Consider the following 528-nt stretch of genomic DNA (forward strand, 5'->3'; position numbering starts at 1 on the left):
ACCGACAGGCTGCTAGATGCGAACATTCGATATCAGTTGCAGCAGCAGCGTGCACGTCTGCAGATTACGTCGACGCCTCCTAAGCGTATTGCGGACGACTTTGCTAGCTTGATTGAGCAAGCGCATCGTGTTCACGGTCAACGCGTAGTAGTGCTGATCGACGAGTACGATAAACCCATCCTTGATAATATTCCCGATAGCGATAGGGCGCGCGAACTGCGCGAAGGTCTGAAAAACCTCTATAGCGTGCTGAAAGATGCCGACCCCCACCTGCACTTTGTACTACTGACCGGCGTTTCCAAGTTCAGCAAAGTCAGCCTGTTTTCAGGGCTGAACAATCTGCGCGACATCACACTCTCATCTGACTATGCCGCTATCTGTGGCTATACCGACCACGATGTGGACACGGTGTTTGCGCCTGAACTGCCTGGGCTTGACCGTGACGAGATTCGCCGCTGGTACAACGGCTATCGCTGGGGCGGGCAAGACGTGCCCAGCGTTTACAACCCGTTTGATGTATTGCTCTTG

General features: G+C 53.8%; 1 protein-coding gene. It reads left to right on the forward strand.

Annotated elements, in window-relative coordinates; genetic code table 11:
* Positions 1–9: 9 nt before the first annotated feature.
* Positions 10–528, forward strand: a 519-nt coding sequence (locus B7L72_RS07295; protein ID WP_254893775.1) for an AAA family ATPase, incomplete at its 3' end; no start/stop codon positions are given.

It is taken from the genome of Halomonas sp. BC1, from assembly GCF_002078135.1.
GTDB lineage: Bacteria > Pseudomonadota > Gammaproteobacteria > Pseudomonadales > Halomonadaceae > Vreelandella > Vreelandella stevensii.